The sequence below is a fragment of the Leclercia pneumoniae genome (assembly GCF_017348915.1).
In the GTDB taxonomy this organism is placed as follows: Bacteria; Pseudomonadota; Gammaproteobacteria; order Enterobacterales; family Enterobacteriaceae; genus Enterobacter; species Enterobacter pneumoniae.
This window is the reverse complement of sequence record NZ_CP071383.1, coordinates 1880627-1896458: the sequence shown is the minus strand read 5'-3', so window position 1 is coordinate 1896458 and position 15832 is coordinate 1880627. Positions and strand designations below refer to the sequence as shown.

The window sequence follows — 15832 nt, the reverse complement described above, 5'->3', positions numbered from 1 at the left end:
GAAAATCCCCGGCCAGGCCGGGGAAGGAAAATCAGAACTGGTAATTGAGGCTGACCGAGAAGTGACGGGGATCGCCATAGACGGCGGAGTCATCCAGGTATGAATAGTATTCACGATCAAACAGATTGCTGACGTTCGCCTGCACCGCTAGCTGTCGGGTCAGCTGATAGCGAGCAAACAGATCCACCAGCGGATAGCTGCCCTGATGGAGGCGCTGCGTCTCGCCATCAGGCCCGGTCACGTCTTTGTAGACCCGGTTTTGCCAGTTCACGCCGCCGCCGACTGTCAATTCCGGCAGCATCGGAAGCTGGTAACGGGTAAAAAGCTTGAGCTGCGTTTGCGGCGCATAGCTGTTAAACCGGCCGCGCTTATCCCGCGCCACGTAACGCGTCGCGCTGAAGGTGAGCTGCAGATTATCGGTGACGGCACCGTTAACTTCCAGCTCAGCCCCTTTGCTCACCGCGCCTTCCGTCTCCTGATAGGCCTGCTCGCTGGAGCCGTTAACAAACTGGCCGCTGATCGCCTCGGCGGCATGCTCCTGCTCAATGCGGAAAATGGCCAGATTGGTCGTCAGGCGGCCATCCGCCCAGTCGGCTTTCAAACCAGTTTCGTAGTTTTTGCCGGTCACCGGCGAGAGCCATGCGCCGCGGGTGTCGCGTTTTGTCTGCGGTGAGAAGATTGAGGTATAGCTGGCGTAGCCCGACAGACTGTCGGTGATGTCATAAACCACGCCGCCATATGGGGTGAGGTTATATTTACGCATCTCACCGCTGCTGCCGATGGTGTTGTACTGGGTGTAACGCGCCCCCAGAATCAGCGACAGCGGATCGGTGATCGACAACCGTGCTGCGGTGTAGGCAGATTTCTGCCGGACAACATCATCCGCATTCTGATACCAGTCGCCCCAGGTCGGTTCTGCCACGCTGCCGTCCCAGTTATTGCTAAAAATGCCCATCAGCTCGCTGTCCAGCGGGCCATCGCGGCTTTCGGTCGCATTGTGTTGGCGGCTATAGCTGGCTCCCGCCATCAGCTGATGCTGGCGTCCCAGCAGCTCGAAGGAGCCGCTGAGATACGCATCCCAGGCGTCGAGCTTACGTTCGCCGCGATCTTTACTGCCCCAGCCGGTGGTGCCTTCGCCGGTGTTCACATCGGGGTTGCCCATCACATACAGCAAGGTATCGTTAAAGGTCTGCTCTCCGTGCGTCCCGTTAAGGCGGAAGGTCCAGCCATTATCCCAGGCGTGGGTGAGGGTCGCGAAGACCTTACGTGATTCAACTTCATAACCCGTCCAGTCGGCCGCCGTGTTGGTACTGCGGTTGTAATGGGTTCTGGTACCATTGCTATAAAGACTCGGCAGGCCGCCCCAGGTTGGATTAGCGGTATTGTTCTGTTGATAATCCCAGCCCAGCGATAACGTTGTGCGTTCGGTCAAATCGGCATCCACCACGCCGTAGAGGAATTTCTTTCTTTTATGGTAGCGATCCAGCCAGCTGTCTTGATCCTGATACCCCGTCACCACTCGCCCGCGCAGGCTGGCGTCGCTGTTAAGCGGTGTGGCGAGATCGGCGACGTAGCGCTGTGCATTCCAGCTGCCGTAGCTGGCGCTAATATTCGCTGCGGGGGTTTTCGAGGCAGCTGTTTTTCGCACCATGTTAATAGAGGCCCCCGGATCGCCAGCCCCGGTCATGAGCCCGGTCGCCCCGCGCACCACTTCGATGCGATCGTAGATGGCGGTATCTCCCGCCGCGTCGCCGTAGTTCCACGCATCGCCCGTGGCGGTGGGGATGTCATCGTAAGAGAAGCTTGTGATCGCAAAGCCGCGCGAATAGTAATAACTACGCTCGCTGTCGATGGCCTGGGACGAAACGCCCGTGGCGTTGGTTAAGACGTCATCCACCGACTGGAGGTTTTGATCCGCCATCCGCTGGGTGGTTACCACGCTCACCGCCTGGGGGATGTCACGCGGTGCCAGCACCATCTTCGTGCCCGCCCGCGTGGTTTTTACCGCATAGTCTTGCTGTGACTCAGCCGTGCTTTCGCCGCTGCCATACACCACCATATCTGCTTCGTCAGCGGCATATGCCGGCTGCACCAGCGCATGGATTGCCACCGCCAGCAGAGAAACTGTAAGCGGTTTAAGTGGGATCGACGCGGCGAGTTTCCTGCCACGCTTTCTGCGTAGAAATGTCATCTTGTGCCCTGCCCTTTATCGTCTTTTACGCCAGCGTCTAATGCCCGCTGAGCGCCAATGCGAATAGTAATGAGAACTATTTGTTTTATTATGGGGAGGGCAATGTAAGGGATATGTCAGCAAATGTATAGCGCTCGTCAACAATCTCGCCATGCAGTGCATGTGTGAAACGTCTCGCGTAACCGCACAGATTGCGACGTGCAGTTTGCCTGTCACCTGCCTATACTGAGCCGATGATCAAACTGATAAAGCAGGTGATGTATGGAAATCGATCTCGATAATCTGGTCTTTAGCGGGCTGGATGAGGCAGAAGAGCGTAACGCAGAGCGTCTGGAAGATGCTAATAAAAAAGCTCAGGAAATTATCGCGGACAACGACTGCGGCGATGCCTGCAAGATCTAAACGAAATGCCCCGTTACCTCGGGGCTTTTTATTACTTATCGAGGCCTTCAATGGCTTGCTGAGCGCAGGCTTCATCAAGATGGCCTCCCGGTGCGCCGCCGATACCGATGGCACCAATCACCTCCTTCACCGGTAGCCCACCCGCCAGCAGCAAGAAGCCAGGAACATCACGCATGTTTTGTGCCCCGGCATTGTTTTGCGCCGCCTCCATCACCTTGCCCGAGGAATTTTTGGTGCTCAGGGCAGTCCAGGCTTTCATCTCACTGGCCTTAACCGTATGCGGACCCGCGTTATCCGTGCGCTGGACGGCTTTTACCACCCCTGCGCGATCAACCACGGTCACCGTGACCTGATAGTTTTTGGCCATGCAGGCCTGAATGGCCGCCGTCGCCAGGGCATTGGCCTGGGTTAATGAGAGGCTCTTCTGCGCGACAGACTGCGCCTGTGCCGATACGCTTACCAGACCCGCGATCAGGGCCGCTGCCATTATTCTCTTTTTCATTGCTCATTCTCTTGTGAGGGGAAACAGGCACAGAGTACGAAAGCGCGCGATGAAAAGTTATTCGGTTGATTACGCAAGCCACCTGGTAGTTATACGGATTGCAATTTGTCATATTCACGTATGGCCTGCACCAGGCTGGTGACGCCCAGCTTGGCGAAGACTGCCGCCCGGTGCGCCTCTACCGTACGCGGGGAGAGATGCAGCCGCTGCGCCACCTCTTTGTTACTATGCCCTTCCATCAGTGCTTTCAGCACCTCATGTTCGCGGGCTGTGAGCTGCTCAAATAAGATTCGCACGCGCCGGCTTTCCTGCCAGCGCGTCATGCGCGAGGTGCTCTCCTCCAGCGCGCAACCGAGGGTTTCGATAAGCTTATCGGCGTCCAGAGGCTTGGTGAAGAACTCAAACACCCCGTTATGAAATGCCCGGCGACAGGCGTCGATGGTCCCATGTCCGGTCATCAGGATCACCGGCAGCAGCGGCCAGGGCCACTGCCCCTCTTCCAGCCACGTCATTCCCCCTTTCCCCGGCATGCGCATATCCAGCAGCAGGCAGCCGGTCAAGGATGGGTCGCTGCCGTGCCCGGCAATAAAGGCGGCAATGCTCTCGAAGGAAACGACCTGCCAGCCCATATCCGACAGCAAAAAGGCTAACGATTCCCGGATGGCCGCATCGTCATCGATTAAATAGATGTGACTACCCATGTGTTGTCTCCTCCGGATGGGTGAATTGCAGCGCGATCCGGGCTCCGCCTTCGGGCGCATTATGCAGTGAAATCGTGCCGTTCATTCTCTCTACCAGCGACTCCGTCAGGGTCATCCCCAAGCCGATGCCCGCCTGCCGGCCGCTATAAAACGGCATAAAGGCCTTCTCGAGTGCTTCGGGGGTAAAGCCGGGGCCACCGTCGGTTAATGTTACCAGGATATGCTCAGCCCGACGCTGGCTGGCAATATGTACCCAGCCCGCCGGGCGCTCTTGCTGGGCCTGAATGGCGTTGCTGAGCAAGTTATGCAGCACCTGCTCCAGCCATAAACGGTCTGCCCGGATGCTGCGCCCATCAGGGGGAAAATCGTGGGTAATGCGAATATGTTTCGCGCTGCGCTCATGTTGCAGTAAATTGCCCACATGCTGCCAGCACTCGGCCAGATCGACCGCCTGTAAATCCACTTTCTCTTCGGCCACATGTTCACGAAAGCGGTTTAGCAAGGCGCTGATCCGCTGCGTTTGCACCAGGGCTGCGTCCAGTGCCTGCCCTGTGGCATCCAGATTCCCTTGTCGCACCTGTCGCTTTGCGCCCTGTATCCAGGTCTGCGCGGCCGTCAACGGCTGGTTAATTTCGTGGACAATCCCGGCGGTGATCTCCCCCAGCGTATTCAGACGGGCATGCTGATAATACCAGGCGCGGCGTTCGGCATTCTGCCGCTGCAGACGCTGCCAGACGAACAGTCGACCGACCCCGGTCACCGCGCCGCAGAGCAGAATCAGCAGCATGAACGGCCCGGCAGAGACCTGAAACCAGGCCGGCTTTGCCTCGGCGCTCAGCAAGAACGGTTGAGTGTGCTGAGGAAACGGGCGCTGCCAGTGCCAGAAGGCCGTGGTGTCGGGTGCGGCAACAGGATCGGTGAGATACAGGCGCAAGGCGTTAAAACGGTGGCGGGTATCCAGCATGGGTTGCAGGTCAATGCGCACCCGGATTTGTCGCCAGGGATTATAGAGCCAGTATTGATTGCCGCCTGAGGGTTCAACGCGTGCGGCATCGAGGGGACGGTTAGCCGTTTTTTCCAGCGCCACAATTTGCGGAAATTTTTTGCGCAACGCCAGCAGATCTTCATCGCCGCTAAGCAGCGGCAGAACCGATTCGTTTTGGGTGAGTACCGCACCGATGGCTGACCAGAGGGCGCTGAAATCCCGATCGCGATCCCAGTACTGACGGCGGATTTGCTCGGCGTAGAGTAGCGCGCTACAGAGCAGACTAAAGGAGAGCTAGAGCAGGAGGCTACGTCTAATAAAGTTTTTGCTGTTCATCCGGTTAGCTGGCGTGGTGGGTAGACGCCAGAAACCTTAGCAGGTTGTCAGGTTATGGACAAAAGGTGCCGGGGATCCCGGTCACAGAACGCACACCTCGTTCCAGTAAGTTTCCCGCATGAGGCGGTTTTTAACGTTGCGTTTGCGCATGGAACCACTCCGGGTCGATAGTGGCGATGTCCACGCCATACAGGCTGGCGACAGGCAAAATCGACTCAATAATACGTTGCGCACTGTTCTCTGCACGCGTTTCGGGTGTGGCAAAAAACCGCCGTAACGTACTTATCCATTTTCGCATGGTCCTGTTCCTCGTCATTTCAGCCTGCCCTTAGTTAAGCAGCAGAAAGAGGACGAGGGAAATACCAAAACCGGCAGAGGTTTTGCGAAATTCGCACAAACCGGACGGGCAGCGCAAAGCGCCCGCGTGCGTGGTGGTTAGCCTGCCAGCGCTTTAATGACGCGCTCCATCGCTTCGGTGGTCAATTCACTTCGCTTCACGCGCTGGTTCGCCAGGGATGTCCTCACCACCCCGGCAATCACAATATGCTTCGGTTCCTGTCCCAGATCACGCATCTCAAGCACCACTTTTCCTACCACCCGGCACATCTCCTGATACAGCGCGTCGTCTTTGCTCACATTGCCCATCGCTTTCACTCCTTTGCCCGAAAAGGCCAGCTTAAAGCATTCATACCTCTTATACAAAAAAAGCCCGGCGAGTGGCTCACCAGGCTTTTTTAAAATAAATCAGGGAATTAGTTATTTACCGGGATCACCGCGCCTTTATATTTGGTGCGGATCCAGTCCTGGATCTCTTTCGAGTGCAGCACGTCCACCAGCGCGACGATATCTTTCTTCTTCTCATCGCCACGATGCACGGTGATGATGTTGGCATACGGGTTGTTCTCACCGCTCTCTACCGCGATGGGGTCGTGAACCGGATCCAGACCGGCATCAATCGCGTAGTTGGCGTTAATCACCACGGCGGCGCCTTCGTCGTTGTTATACATCTGCGGCAGCAGAGAGGCCTCCACGTTCGGCGTAAACTGCAGTTTTTGCGGGTTTTCCACGATATCGCTAATGCGGGCGGTTACTTTGTCGATACCCGGCTTCAGCTTAATCACGCCCTCTTTCTCGAAAATGGAGAGGATTCGGCCCTCTTCAGACACCGCGTCACGCATGATGATTTTGCCGCCTTCCGGCAGATCCTTCAGCGATTTGTATTTTTTAGAGTAGATACCGATAGGCTCAATGTGGATAGCGCCTGCGCTGACAAAGCCATACTCTTTGTCACCGGCGTGGTCTTTCAGCACGCTGTTCAGATAAGGGATATGCTGGAAATAGTTGGCGTCAATATCCCGCCCCGCCAGCGCGGTGTTCGGCAGAATATAGTCCTGGAAAGGTTTAATCTCCAGGTCGATACCCTGCTTCGCCAGAATCGGCTTAGCCTGCTCCAGAATTTCCGCATGCGGGGTGTTAGACGCGCCCACGGTCAGGGTGTCGGCCCAGGAGGCAAAGCTCAGGGTGCTCAGGGTTGCGGCGGCGATCAGCGTCAGTGTTTTTTTCATGATGTTGGTTCCTGTGTGTTATTCGTGATTATCTTTTATCTAACAGTGAAGTAATGACATCGCCGCAGAACTGGATAATGAAAACGATGATTAAAATGGTCACCGTTGCCACCAGCGTGACGTCACCATGGTTGCGCTGGAATCCTTCCAGATAAGCCAGATTTCCTAAACCGCCAGCACCAATCACCCCTGCCATTGCGCTGTAGCTCACCAGGGCAATCAGCGTGACCGTCATGCCTGATACCAGCGCGGGTGATGACTCCGGCAATAAAACCCGAAAGATTAATGTGCTCAGTCGTGCGCCCATCGATCGCGTGGCTTCAATAACGCCTTTATCCACTTCGCGCAGGGCGATCTCCACCAGACGCGCATAGAAAGGGGCCGCCCCGACAATCAACGCCGGCAATGCGGCGTTAGCGCCAAGAATGGTGCCCACCACGGTTTTGGTGAAGGGGATCAGCAGCACGATCAGAATGATAAAAGGAATCGAGCGGAAGACGTTCACCACGATGGAGATCAGGCTATAGACCGTGCGGTTCTGGAACATACCGCCGCGGGCGGTTAAAAAGAGCGCCAGTCCCAGAATCAACCCCAGCGCAAATGTCGCCACGCCGGATAAGGCGGTCATGTACAGCGTCTCCTGGGTGGCGGCCCAGAGCTGGTCCCACTTCAGGTGTGGGAAGAGATTTTCAGCCATGTTTAACTACCTCGCCTTCAATATCGCTTTGCTGCAGGTCGGCGAGGATATTGTTAAGTTGTTCTTCCGTTGCAACGACATGCAGCCAGAGCTGTCCGAAGACGCCGTGGGCGGTTTGTGTCATTTTGCCGTGCAGAATGTTAAAGGGCAGGCCATAGCGCAGGGTCAGCTCCCCAACGATCGGCTGATGGGTGCTGTGACCGGTGAAGGTCAGTTTGATTACCGTGCCTTCCAGCGCGTTTGTCAGTTCCGGATTGAAGGTCTCCTCTTCTGCATACTGGCTTACCTGACGCACAAATTGCTGCGTGATCGCCTTTTGCGGATGGGTAAAGACCTGTAGCACCTCGCCCTCCTCCACCACTTTGCCGTTTTCCATCACCGCCACGCGGTCGCAGATTTTGCGCACCACGTGCATTTCGTGGGTGATCAATACAATGGTCAGCTTAAAGCGACGATTGATGTCCAGCAGTAGATCGAGGATCTGATCGGTGGTTTGCGGGTCAAGCGCCGAGGTGGCCTCGTCGCAGAGCAGCACATCCGGATTATTGGCCAGCGCCCGGGCAATGCCTACGCGCTGTTTCTGCCCGCCGCTCAGTTGGGATGGATAAGCATTTTCACGCCCTTTTAATCCCACCAGTTCTACCAGCTCGGCGACGCGCGCAGCGATCCTGGCTTTGGATACGCCGGCAATTTGCATAGAGAAGGCGATGTTCTCACTCACCGTGCGCGACCAGAGCAGATTAAAGTGCTGAAACACCATGCTGATCTTCAGACGTGCCTGACGCAGGGCCTCGCCTTTCGCCGCGGAAATCTCCTGCCCGTTAATGGTCACCGTGCCTGTAGTCGGTTTTTCCAGTCCGTTTAGCAGGCGAATCAGCGTACTTTTACCGGCACCGCTGTAGCCAATGATGCCGTAAATTTGCCCCTGCTCAATCGCCAGGTTGACGTCGTCAACGGCGGTCAGCGAGACTTTTCCGTCATCAAAAATCTTCGAAATATTCCTGAGAACTATCATTCTTATACTTATCCGTTAGCATTTAGCGGTTTAGCAGTATGGATGTCCAAATGATAGTAATCAGCCGTGATTATCTTTGAAATGACCAAAAAGGAATTTCATATAATTTTGAGTTATAAACGGCAGTTTGATTGGGGAGAGCGGGATAGCTGCATTATGGAAAAGGTGAGCTATTTTCCGCAAATGCACCTCTGGTTCGCCTTTTACCCGGATTCAGGGGCCAGAAAGGGCGGCGTATCGCTGGAAAAGCAGCAAATCTGGCCAATTTGCGGTTAGGTTTTTCGTTGCCGCAACATCCGCCTGGGCAAGCTTAACGCGTTGATAACAATCCTTTGTGAATCTGCACATATAATTTTTGAAACGCTGTTTTCATTTTCCTTTTGCGCATACTTAGGCGTATAATGCGCGCCTAATCCCTGATGAATGGTTTCAGCGCTTGGAATACAAAAAACAACGCATACAACTTTCCCTCTCCTCCTGGGCTGAAACACAGGCACACTTTCTTCTGCACGCTCAATTGATGTCACCTATCCTTACTGCGTGCCATAAAATCATTCGCAACACAGGTTTGACTCTGAGGCCCAGCGCCCCCGGAGCGAGATTTCCATATCCTTCTCAACTTAAAGACTAAGACTGTCATGAAAAAGACGAAAATTGTTTGCACCATCGGCCCGAAAACCGAATCTGAAGAGATGCTGACCAAAATGCTGGACGCCGGCATGAACGTTATGCGTCTGAACTTCTCTCACGGTGACTATGCTGAACACGGCCAGCGCATTCAGAACTTGCGCAACGTGATGAGCAAGACCGGTAAAAAAGCAGCAATCCTGCTGGATACCAAAGGTCCAGAAATTCGTACCATCAAACTGGAAGGCGGCAATGACGTTTCGCTGAAAGCGGGCCAGACCTTCACGTTCACTACAGACAAGTCCGTGGTCGGCAACAGCGAAATCGTTGCTGTGACTTACGAAGGCTTCACCAACGATCTCTCCGTGGGCAACACCGTGCTGGTGGATGACGGTCTGATCGGCATGGAAGTGACCGCTATCGAAGGTAAGAACGTTGTTTGTAAAGTGCTGAACAACGGCGACCTGGGTGAGAACAAAGGCGTGAACCTGCCGGGTGTCTCCATCGCGCTGCCTGCCCTGGCAGAAAAAGATAAGCAAGACCTGATCTTCGGTTGTGAGCAAGGCGTTGACTTCGTGGCGGCCTCTTTCATCCGTAAACGTTCTGACGTCGTTGAAATCCGTGAGCACCTGAAAGCGCACGGCGGCGAAAATATCCAGATCATCTCCAAAATTGAAAACCAGGAAGGTCTGAACAACTTCGATGAGATCCTCGAAGCGTCTGACGGCATCATGGTTGCTCGTGGCGACCTGGGCGTTGAGATTCCGGTTGAAGAGGTAATCTTCGCGCAGAAGATGATGATCGAGAAGTGTGTGCGTGCACGTAAAGTGGTTATCACCGCGACGCAGATGCTGGACTCCATGATCAAAAACCCACGCCCAACCCGCGCTGAAGCAGGCGACGTGGCTAACGCCATCCTCGACGGTACCGATGCCGTTATGCTCTCTGGCGAATCCGCAAAAGGTAAATACCCGCTGGAAGCGGTCTCCATCATGGCGACCATCTGTGAGCGTACCGACCGCGTGATGAAGAGCCGTCTGGACAACAACAACGACAGCCGTAAGCTGCGCATCACCGAAGCCGTCTGCCGCGGTGCGGTAGAGACCGCTGAGAAACTGGAAGCGCCGCTGATCGTTGTGGCAACCCAGGGCGGCAAATCTGCGAAAGCTGTACGTAAATACTTCCCGAACGCCACCATCCTTGCACTGACCACCAACGAAACCACAGCACGTCAGCTGGTGCTGAGCAAAGGCGTGGTTCCGCATCTGGTGAAAGAGATTGCTTCTACCGATGATTTCTATCGTCTGGGTAAAGAAGTGGCTCTGCAGCTGGTTGAGTGCGGTCTGGCACAGAAAGGCGACGTTGTGGTGATGGTTTCTGGCGCGCTGGTACCATCAGGCACCACCAATACCGCATCTGTTCACGTTCTGTAATAATTACTGTCCGAATTAATTAGTTTAAAAAGCGCTCTTCGGAGCGTTTTTTTTATTTGTGCCATCGACCATAGTCATTAAAAAATCAAATCGGGTTTTTCTATTTAATACGCACTTTTACTAAGATGAATCCGATTAAAATATTTTGTTTTAACAGCATTTTTTGGCTGATATAGCCGATTTCGATGCTTCTTTGAGCGAACGATCAAAAATAGGCGGATTCCCAACAAAAAAATATTCTCAACCTAAAAAACTTTGTGTAATACTTGTAACGCTACATGGAGATTAACTCAATCTAGAGGGTATTAATAATGAATCGTACTAAACTGGTACTGGGCGCGGTAATCCTGGGTTCTACTCTGCTGGCAGGTTGCTCCAGCAACGCTAAAATCGATCAGCTGTCTTCTGACGTTCAGACTCTGAACGCTAAAGTTGACCAGCTGAGCAACGACGTGAACGCAATGCGTTCCGACGTTCAGGCTGCTAAAGACGACGCAGCACGCGCTAACCAGCGTCTGGACAACCAGGCTACTAAATACCGTAAGTAATAGTAGCTGTTAATAAAATGGCGCACATTGTGCGCCATTTTTTTTGCCTGCGATTCCCCTTCCCTACTGCGTAACCTGCTCGCGCGTCTCCTCAACAGAGGTCACCGGCGTGCGCTGATTCTGCACCGACTGCACAGTGTGATTCGCTGAAGGCGTGGCCCCTACCGACACGGCGACCGGAATGCCTGCCCTGCGTGACATTGCTTTATCCACCAGCGCTTTATCGCTACCGCTCTCAGCAACAAAGGACGCAAAACCAGCAGACTGCGGAATAGGCAGGATCTGTGGATTATCACCTTCAATAGCCGCCAGCGGGCGGTGCACCTCAACATAGCGTCTGCCGTCCGGCTCGACGGCGAATTTCACCGGCTCATTGATGATCTGCACCCGGGTGCCGACCCGAACCTGCGAGAAGAGCGCTTTAATATCCGGCGCATTCATACGCATACAGCCAGAACTCACGCGCAGGCCTACGCTGTCGGGTGCGCTGGTGCCGTGAATCAGGTATTCGCCGTTACCCACCCCCAGACGCAATGCGAAGCGCCCCAGTGGATTATTTGGCCCTGCCGGGACCACGGGCGGCAGTTTTATCCCCTGCGCCAGTGAGCGCGCCCGGATGCCGGCTGGTGGCGTCCAGGTGGGATTGGGGATCTTCTGGCTGATGCGGGTCGTGGTGACCGGCGTCTCCAGCCCCAACTGGCCTATCCCCAGAGGATAAACCTGCACGCTATTCTCCCCGGGGGGGAAATAATAGAGCCGCAGTTCGGCAAGATTAACCACAATTCCTTCGCGCGGCGTATCGGGCAGTAACATTTGCGATGGAATAGTAATCACCGTGCCCGGAGCCGGATAAACCGGGGCAATGGTGTTATTGGTTTCGAGAATTAAGTGCGCAGCAGTATTAAACCGGCGGGCGATTGCCTGCAGATTTTTATCGCCTTCCTGAATAGTGTAAGTCTGATTCTGTCCTATTAGGCGACTGCCCGCAGGCGGCAATGGATAATCTACCGCTCTGGCGCTATTTACCGCGCCGAGCGACCCAAGAAGTAAAAGTGTAATCAGAGACGCGCGCTTCATGCTGATATTCCTTATTCACTGACAGGACGTCAGAAAGCTGAAAACCAGCGAGGCGGGAACCGCCTCGCGAAACAGAATGAATGCTGTCTGGTAAGTTTAGCTAATGTTGGCGGCTTTGGTGCGGATAGCGCGAATCATCGCTTCCAGCCCCTGGGAACGGGACGGCGTTAAGTGTTGAGTCAGCGCCATCTGTTCAAACCACGGGCGCACATCGAAAGCCAGAATGTCCTGCGGGGACATCTGGTGATAGAGAATAAACACCACGGCGATCAGCCCCTTCACAATGGCCGCATCGCTATCGCCCTGCAGTTCTATCACCCCCGCCTCGTTCTGGTGCATCAGGATCCAGACCTGGCTCTGACATCCCTGAATAATATTGTCCGGGTTATGGGCTTCCGGACTAAGCTCAGGCAGTCGCTGCCCAAGCTCAATGATGTACAGGTACTTCTCTTCCCAGTTTGCGCAACGTGTAAAGTTACGCAGTAATTTATCTCTGTCTGGCAACGCGGCCATCTCTTGCCTCCCTGTTAACCTAACAGCTGGTGGATGCGTTTGAGTCCCGCCACCAGCCTGTCGATCTCTTCTGTGGTGTTATACATGACCAGCGACGCGCGGCACATGGCCGGAACCTGATAAAAGGCCATCAGCGGCATTGCACAGTGGTGCCCGGTGCGCACCGCAACGCCGTAATTGTCGAGGAAGCTCCCCACATCATAGGCGTGATGTTTACCCAGGTTAAAGGCAATCACCCCTTTGCGATCTGCCGGTCCATAGAGAACCAGATCCGGCACCTCGGCCAGGGCGTGCAAGGCGTAATCCATCAGCTTCTGCTCGTACGCGGCAATCTTCTCCAGACCAATGGCTGAGACATACTCTATAGCAGCCCCAAGACCAATAATGCCGCCGGTGTTTGGCGTACCCGCTTCAAAGCGCCAGGGCGCTTTAGCGTAGGTCGTCCCCTCGGTGAGGCTGACGGTGGCGATCATCGACCCGCCCCCTTCCCACGGCGGCATAGCCTGCAGGATATCCTCCTTCACGTAGAGCACGCCGATCCCGGTCGGTCCGTAGAGTTTATGTCCGGAAAACACATAAAAATCGCAGTCCAGCGCCTGGACATCGGTACCCTGGTGCATCACCGCCTGGGCACCGTCCACCAGCACCTTCGCCCCCACCTGATGCGCTTTCGCTACAATCTCCGCCAACGGGTTTTCGGTCCCCAGAACGTTAGAGATGTGCGTCACCGCCACCAGTCGGGTACGTTCATCAAGCAGCGCATCCAGCTGCGCCAGCTGCAGCGTACCGTCCTGGTTCAGCGGGATCACCCGCAGTTGGGCCCCCACGCGCTCACAGAGCATCTGCCACGGCACGATGTTGGCATGATGTTCCATCTGAGTGATGACAATATTATCCCCGGCATGAACCGAGGCGCTGCCCCAGCTGTTAGCGACCAGGTTGATCCCTTCGGTGGTGCCGCGCACGAAGACCAGCTCTTCCGGCGAACGGGCGTTTAAAAACGCCGCCGCCTGGTTGCGCACATTTTCCATGCGCTGAGTCGCTTCTGCACTGAGGGTATGGATACCCCGGTGTACCGCCGCATAGCCGTGTCGGTAAAACTCCGCTTCGGCATCGATCACCTGCGCCGGCTTCTGGGCGCTGGCGGCGCTGTCGAGATAGGCGAGCGGCAGACCATTCACTTCACGGGTCAGGACCGGAAAATCCGCCCGTACTTTCTCCACCGGAAAATTCATGCCTTACCTCCAGGCAAGCGCTGACCGATGCGGGCCAGGACTTGCTGTTTTACCCCTTCGTCACCAATAGCTTCTGTCAGCTCAGCGGCAAAGGCGTAGATGATCATCTTTTCGGCAGCCTGCTGGTCAATACCGCGCGAACGGAGATAGAACATCTGCTCATCGTCGATACGGCCCACGGTTGCCCCGTGGCTGCACTTCACATCATCCGCATAGATTTCCAGCTGCGGCTTGGTATCCACCTCAGCCAGGCGCCCCATCAGCAGATTGTTGTTGGTCATCTGCCCGTCGGTCTTGATGGCATGCTGGGCCACTTTGATTAGCCCATTAAACACCGCGCGACCTTTATCGCTGACGATGGTTTTGTGCAGCTGACGGCTGTTGCAGAACCCTTTGTTGTGTTCGAGCCAGGTGCGGGTGTCGCACACTTCGGATTTCACCGGCATCGCCAGGCTGTTAATGCGCAGCGTGGTATTTTCGCCGTTAAGTTGGGTACTGGTATTGTGGCGTAACACCGCGCCGCCCAGCAGGAAGCTGTGGCTGTGGGCCGCCGCGTCTGCAGCCAGCAAGATGTCGTTGTGGCCGAAGTGATGACAAAGCGCATTTTCAAACGCCAGCTTCAGATGGTGCAACTGTGCATTTGCCGCCACGTTCATGGTCATTCGTGAACCGGTAAAATGGCGAACATCATTCAGGCTGACATAGTGTTCGATGACCGTCGCTTCGGCGCCCTGCTCCAGCTCCAGATGGTGGCGGTAGTGGGCGGTATTCACCTCCTCTCCCCCCGCAAGCCCCTGGGTAATGTGCAGCAACAGCAAAGGCCGGGCGGGACGCTGATTGCGCTTCACACGAATGTGCGTGACCGATTGCGCCAGGCTTTCGGTGAGATGCAGGAAGAGCTCAGGCTGAACCGGCGCGGGCAAGGATTGACGCGCGTCGTTGATCTCAATGTCAAAACCGCTCCCTTCGCTGCTGTCGCTCAGGCCCGGAATAAACTGACCGTCGACAAAGACCAGCCGTACGGCATCCACCGCTATGCTCAGCGCATCCCGCTGCGCTGCGCTCACTTCGGCCAGACGGGTGACAAACTGGCTATTCAGCAACCCGTCCAGGGGGGTGTACTTCCAGTTTTCATGTTTCCGCCCAGGCAATCCCAGACGCAGCATCTGCTGCAGATGCTGTTGAGCCTGTTCGGAGCGTGGTTGACCTTGCGCTTCAAACAGGCGATGCCACTGCTGTAGCGCGTTACTGCTGTTCGGTAAGCCAGCCATAGCCCTGCTCCTCCAGCTGTTTAACCAGAGTGAAATCACCCGATTTCACAATGCGCCCTTGATAAAGTACGTGTACGAAGTCTGGCTTGATGTAGTCGAGAATACGCTGGTAGTGGGTGACGATGATAAATGAGCGGTTGCCATCGCGCAGGGCGTTCACCCCGTCGGCAACGATTTTCAGCGCATCAATATCCAGACCGGAGTCGGTCTCATCCAGAATACATAGCTCAGGCTCCAGTACCGCCATCTGCAAAATGTCGTTACGCTTCTTCTCGCCACCGGAAAAGCCGACGTTTACCGAACGTGTGAGCAGATCTTCCGGCATTTTTAGCAGCTGAATCTTCTCTTCCATTAAGTCCTGGAAGTCGAAGCGGTCCAGCGCTTCCTGATCACGGTACTTGCGCACGGCGTTTAACGCGGTTTGCAGGAAGAACTGATTACTGACGCCCGGGATCTCGACCGGATACTGGAAGGCCATAAAGATCCCTTCACCGGCGCGCTCTTCCGGCGACAGTTCCAGCAGATCTTTGTCCTTGAACGCCACCGAGCCGCCCACCACGTCGTAATCTTCACGCCCGGCCAGGGTTGCAGAGAGCGTACTTTTCCCGGAACCGTTCGGCCCCATAATGGCATGCACCTCGCCCGGGCGAACCTCCAGGCTCAGCCCACGCAGGATCGCTTTATCTTCCACACTGACCTGTAAATCTTTAATGCTTAACATGTGCTTTCCTTAA

At 55.3% G+C, this 15832-nt stretch carries 18 protein-coding genes; 4 read left to right on the top strand and 14 right to left on the bottom strand.

Annotation, left to right across the window (positions count from 1 at the left end):
* Positions 1-31 precede the first annotated feature (31 nt).
* The gene (gene fhuE, locus JZ655_RS09115; RefSeq protein WP_207293609.1) at positions 32-2191 is read right to left on the bottom strand and encodes a ferric-rhodotorulic acid/ferric-coprogen receptor FhuE; all 2160 of its coding nucleotides are present in this window, start codon (positions 2189-2191) and stop codon (positions 32-34) included.
* A 261-nt stretch (positions 2192-2452) separates the two neighbouring features.
* Between fhuE and JZ655_RS09110 the strand changes: the two genes are divergently transcribed.
* A complete protein-coding gene (locus JZ655_RS09110) occupies positions 2453-2593 on the top strand; it encodes a hypothetical protein (RefSeq protein WP_207293608.1) in 141 nt (46 codons plus the stop codon).
* Positions 2594-2624: 31 nt separating this feature from the next.
* Here JZ655_RS09110 and JZ655_RS09105 read toward each other — a convergent pair whose 3' ends face one another.
* The 8 genes from JZ655_RS09105 to JZ655_RS09070 form a co-directional block, all read right to left on the bottom strand.
* Entirely contained in the window at positions 2625-3095 is a 471-nt protein-coding gene (locus JZ655_RS09105; protein ID WP_207293607.1) for a GlcG/HbpS family heme-binding protein, read from the bottom strand.
* Positions 3096-3184: 89 nt separating this feature from the next.
* Positions 3185-3796 (bottom strand): response regulator transcription factor, encoded by a 612-nt coding sequence (locus JZ655_RS09100; RefSeq protein ID WP_207293606.1) that lies wholly within the window; start codon positions 3794-3796, stop codon positions 3185-3187.
* Entirely contained in the window at positions 3789-4907 is a 1119-nt protein-coding gene (locus tag JZ655_RS09095) for a sensor histidine kinase (RefSeq protein ID WP_242637307.1), read from the bottom strand. Before JZ655_RS09095 ends, JZ655_RS09100 begins: the two co-directional genes overlap by 8 nt.
* 340 nt (positions 4908-5247) lie before the next feature.
* Positions 5248-5415 (bottom strand): hypothetical protein, encoded by a 168-nt coding sequence (locus JZ655_RS09090; protein ID WP_046885936.1) that lies wholly within the window; start codon positions 5413-5415, stop codon positions 5248-5250.
* Positions 5416-5552: 137 nt separating this feature from the next.
* A complete protein-coding gene (gene fumD, locus JZ655_RS09085) occupies positions 5553-5762 on the bottom strand; it encodes a fumarate hydratase FumD (protein ID WP_040075964.1) in 210 nt (69 codons plus the stop codon).
* A 107-nt stretch (positions 5763-5869) separates the two neighbouring features.
* Positions 5870-6682, bottom strand: a complete 813-nt coding sequence (locus tag JZ655_RS09080) for a MetQ/NlpA family ABC transporter substrate-binding protein (RefSeq protein ID WP_207293605.1) — start codon at positions 6680-6682, stop codon at positions 5870-5872.
* A gap of 28 nt (positions 6683-6710) precedes the next feature.
* A complete protein-coding gene (locus JZ655_RS09075; RefSeq protein ID WP_040075965.1) occupies positions 6711-7379 on the bottom strand; it encodes a methionine ABC transporter permease in 669 nt (222 codons plus the stop codon).
* The gene (locus tag JZ655_RS09070) at positions 7372-8394 is read right to left on the bottom strand and encodes a methionine ABC transporter ATP-binding protein (protein WP_207293604.1); all 1023 of its coding nucleotides are present in this window, start codon (positions 8392-8394) and stop codon (positions 7372-7374) included. Before JZ655_RS09070 ends, JZ655_RS09075 begins: the two co-directional genes overlap by 8 nt.
* 436 nt (positions 8395-8830) lie before the next feature.
* Between JZ655_RS09070 and ynhH the strand changes: the two genes are divergently transcribed.
* The 3 genes from ynhH to lpp all read left to right on the top strand — a co-directional run bounded on the left by ynhH (position 8831) and on the right by lpp (position 11002).
* Positions 8831-9025, top strand: coding sequence for a protein YnhH (gene ynhH / locus JZ655_RS21615; protein ID WP_419395493.1), 195 nt, complete (start codon positions 8831-8833; stop codon positions 9023-9025).
* A gap of 7 nt (positions 9026-9032) precedes the next feature.
* A complete protein-coding gene (gene pykF, locus JZ655_RS09065; RefSeq protein ID WP_207293603.1) occupies positions 9033-10454 on the top strand; it encodes a pyruvate kinase PykF in 1422 nt (473 codons plus the stop codon).
* A gap of 311 nt (positions 10455-10765) precedes the next feature.
* Complete coding sequence (gene lpp, locus JZ655_RS09060; protein ID WP_001082307.1) at positions 10766-11002, top strand: murein lipoprotein Lpp; 237 nt, start codon at positions 10766-10768, stop codon at positions 11000-11002.
* 63 nt (positions 11003-11065) lie between these two features.
* Here lpp and ldtE read toward each other — a convergent pair whose 3' ends face one another.
* The 5 genes from ldtE to sufC form a co-directional block, all read right to left on the bottom strand.
* Positions 11066-12079 (bottom strand): L,D-transpeptidase LdtE, encoded by a 1014-nt coding sequence (gene ldtE / locus JZ655_RS09055; RefSeq protein WP_207293602.1) that lies wholly within the window; start codon positions 12077-12079, stop codon positions 11066-11068.
* Positions 12080-12175: 96 nt separating this feature from the next.
* Complete coding sequence (gene sufE, locus JZ655_RS09050) at positions 12176-12592, bottom strand: cysteine desulfuration protein SufE (RefSeq protein WP_046885933.1); 417 nt, start codon at positions 12590-12592, stop codon at positions 12176-12178.
* Between the two features lie 14 nt (positions 12593-12606).
* A complete protein-coding gene (sufS, locus tag JZ655_RS09045; protein WP_046885932.1) occupies positions 12607-13827 on the bottom strand; it encodes a cysteine desulfurase SufS in 1221 nt (406 codons plus the stop codon).
* A complete protein-coding gene (gene sufD / locus JZ655_RS09040; protein WP_207293601.1) occupies positions 13824-15098 on the bottom strand; it encodes a Fe-S cluster assembly protein SufD in 1275 nt (424 codons plus the stop codon). Before sufD ends, sufS begins: the two co-directional genes overlap by 4 nt.
* Positions 15073-15819 carry a Fe-S cluster assembly ATPase SufC gene (gene sufC, locus JZ655_RS09035; RefSeq protein ID WP_046885930.1) on the bottom strand — a complete coding sequence of 249 codons (747 nt, stop codon included), beginning with the start codon at positions 15817-15819 and terminating at the stop codon, positions 15073-15075. The genes sufD and sufC overlap by 26 nt, the downstream gene beginning before the upstream one ends.
* Between the last annotated feature and the right edge of the window lie 13 nt (positions 15820-15832).